Here is a 2,550-nt window from a genome sequence, read left to right on the forward strand (position 1 = left end):
TTTTAATGATTGATTTAATAAAGGAAGCATGGGGATGGATAGGTATAGAACCGATAGAAATTGTTGGTGAGAATGCTTTTGGAAATTTATTGGTAAAGGACGTTAGTAATCAATACTGGCGTATAACACCCGAGGAATTGTGTTGTGAAATTGTTGCTAATGATGAGCTCGAATATCAAGAATTATGTAAGGATGATAACTTTGCTCTAGATTGGAGCATGGAAAAGCTTGTAAATGAAGCTCGAGTAATGCTCGGGACACTTCCGGAAGGACACAAATACTGTTTAAAGATACCAGGTGTCGTTGGTGGAGAATACGGAGGTGATAATTTAGGTACAGTCCCATTTAAAGAATTGATTGCATTTTCAGGTGACTTGGCAAATCAGATAAAAGACTTACCTGATGGTGCGGAAATAAAATTTAATATACTTGAATAATGTCAGCTATTGGCCGTAAGCGGGCATTTAACATACGGCCTTTAATACTATTGGATTCACATTTTATATAGAAACTAATTTACTCAATCAGTTGAGAGCATAACTATGTGTTCATTGTTAAAATTTATTAGGAATATACTGTGCTTAAAGAACTTGTGCCTTATGGAACCACTGTCCAGGAAGTTTTAAAACATCGTGGGAAAGCTGAAGATTGGGAATTACTAAGCAACATATCCGCAATACTGATGTACAAAGAAGAAAAGGACGGTCTTCAATCACTAACAAAAACTGAGCGATTTATTTCAGCAATTCATGGGATGACTATGGAAGTGAATAATGGGGGCTTTCATCAATTCTTTTTTAATAGCACAGGAGTATTTACATATGATCTAGTTCCTGCTTTAAAAGCCATCAACTCAATCGAGTTTAAAAAAATTGCGGTTAAAGCCTTAGAGATATTTGGGAAAATTCCTTCATTAGATGAATCAACAAGATATAAACATTTAGACCAATTGACTCATGAGGATGAAATTGATCCATGGGAAGTTTGTGATGGTGAATACTATGAGTGTGGTGAACAAATAGAACAGTTTACGATTGATTACTTGCTTCAGAATCTTGATGATATTTGTTCATAGTAGATTAATTATAGAATGACTGCTATTGGCCGAAAGCGGACATAAATTAAACCGCTAAAGGGGAATCTTGGTTGGAAACTTCAAAACAAATGTTCAAAATGTCTGCTTACGACCCAAAGCGGACATCCAATACATAAGTTTCAAAGTAAGGGACATATCATTACAAGTGAGTAGTGCGATTGAAATTAATAAAAGTCCACATGAAGACATCGATGTAGTTAGATGGAATGGATTTATTGACTTTGTGACTCAAGCTAATGAAGAGGAATTATCTCAAGTGCAGCGTATTGCATATATTGCAAATTGGTATAACAGCGAGATACTAAACGGTGGACATCTACAATATTTATATAATTTAGGTTATTTTGACCATAATGAAGTCATAAGTGCATTGGAGGAATTGGGAGCTATAGATCAGTGTGATGTATTGCGAAAAGTAATGGAATTTCATGAATCTGCGAAAATTAACATGCCTACAGACCATGAAAAATATATTAACTGGAATGAAGAATATGGATATGAAGTAAAAATATTTGAGTTTGATAAACAGTTTTATGAATGTCGTCCTGAAATCGAAACAGAATTGTTAGGAGACTTTGTTAAGCAAAATGAAGAGAACTTCATTAAATGGAAATGACCGCTATTGGCCGAAAGCGGACATAATTTAATCCGTTAAGGGGAACATCAGGTTGGAAACATCAAATAACACGTTCAAAATGTCTGCTTACGACCCAAAGCGGACATTTTATTAAAAATAAAATGATGCTACTTGCGTGAAGCAATTCATGAATTCTGAAAAATCATCCTTACTACTTTGCTGGATACTATCTGTTATAACTAGTGGCCTATATTCATTGTATTGGCTTTACAGCCGAACTGATGTGATAAATAGAATTGCAGGCAATGACAATTTTCAAGGGAAGAATATGGTTTACAGAATATTAATATCATTCGTGATTTTTTCTGTATTGATGGGTCTTGCTTTGTACTTTGATCCAAATCAAATCAGAAACAAAGAATCCGATAATAGTCTATTTAGCATTTTCTTATTCCTCACGTTTTTTGCAGCATTATTTTATATATGGTCATTTATTCAAGCATTTTATAAAGCTGGATACTCAATCCGAGCAATAGAGCTAAAACGGGAAAATTCAAAATTATGTTCGCCAGCTTTATCGTGGCTTTTGTTATTTATTTTGTACTTTAATATTCCTTATTTACAATCTCACATAAACGATTTGATAGCGCCAGTTGAATGACCGCTATTGGCCGAAAGCGGACATAAACTAAACCGTTCGGGGGAACATTAGGTTGGAATCTTTAAAATACTTATTCAAAATGTCCGCTTACGACCCAAAGCGGACATTCATGTAGCTGATGAAAATAAATAAATTTTCAACTGGAAGATTATTTGGAGGATTTATTTTAATAATGTCCGGGTTACTAATTGTAAGTACGGGAACTATAAGATGGGA

At 34.4% G+C, this 2,550-nt stretch carries 4 protein-coding genes; all 4 read left to right on the top strand.

The window, feature by feature from the left end; translation table 11 throughout:
* Positions 1–437 (top strand): T6SS immunity protein Tdi1 domain-containing protein (locus ACR2MV_RS15910; RefSeq protein WP_434023217.1); only part of this gene is annotated, 437 nt, incomplete at its 5' end.
* Between the two features lie 140 nt (positions 438–577).
* Positions 578–1,075, top strand: a complete 498-nt coding sequence (locus ACR2MV_RS15915) for a DMP19 family protein (RefSeq protein WP_434023219.1) — start codon at positions 578–580, stop codon at positions 1,073–1,075.
* Positions 1,076–1,241: 166 nt separating this feature from the next.
* Complete coding sequence (locus ACR2MV_RS15920) at positions 1,242–1,712, top strand: DMP19 family protein (protein WP_434023221.1); 471 nt, start codon at positions 1,242–1,244, stop codon at positions 1,710–1,712.
* Between the two features lie 148 nt (positions 1,713–1,860).
* On the top strand, positions 1,861–2,334 hold the full coding sequence (locus ACR2MV_RS15925) for a DUF4234 domain-containing protein (RefSeq protein ID WP_434023222.1): 474 nt from the start codon (positions 1,861–1,863) through the stop codon (positions 2,332–2,334).
* The last annotated feature ends 216 nt before the right edge of the window (positions 2,335–2,550 follow it).

The sequence above is a fragment of the Lutimonas sp. genome (assembly GCF_051011215.1).
Taxonomy (GTDB): Bacteria; Bacteroidota; Bacteroidia; order Flavobacteriales; family Flavobacteriaceae; genus Lutimonas.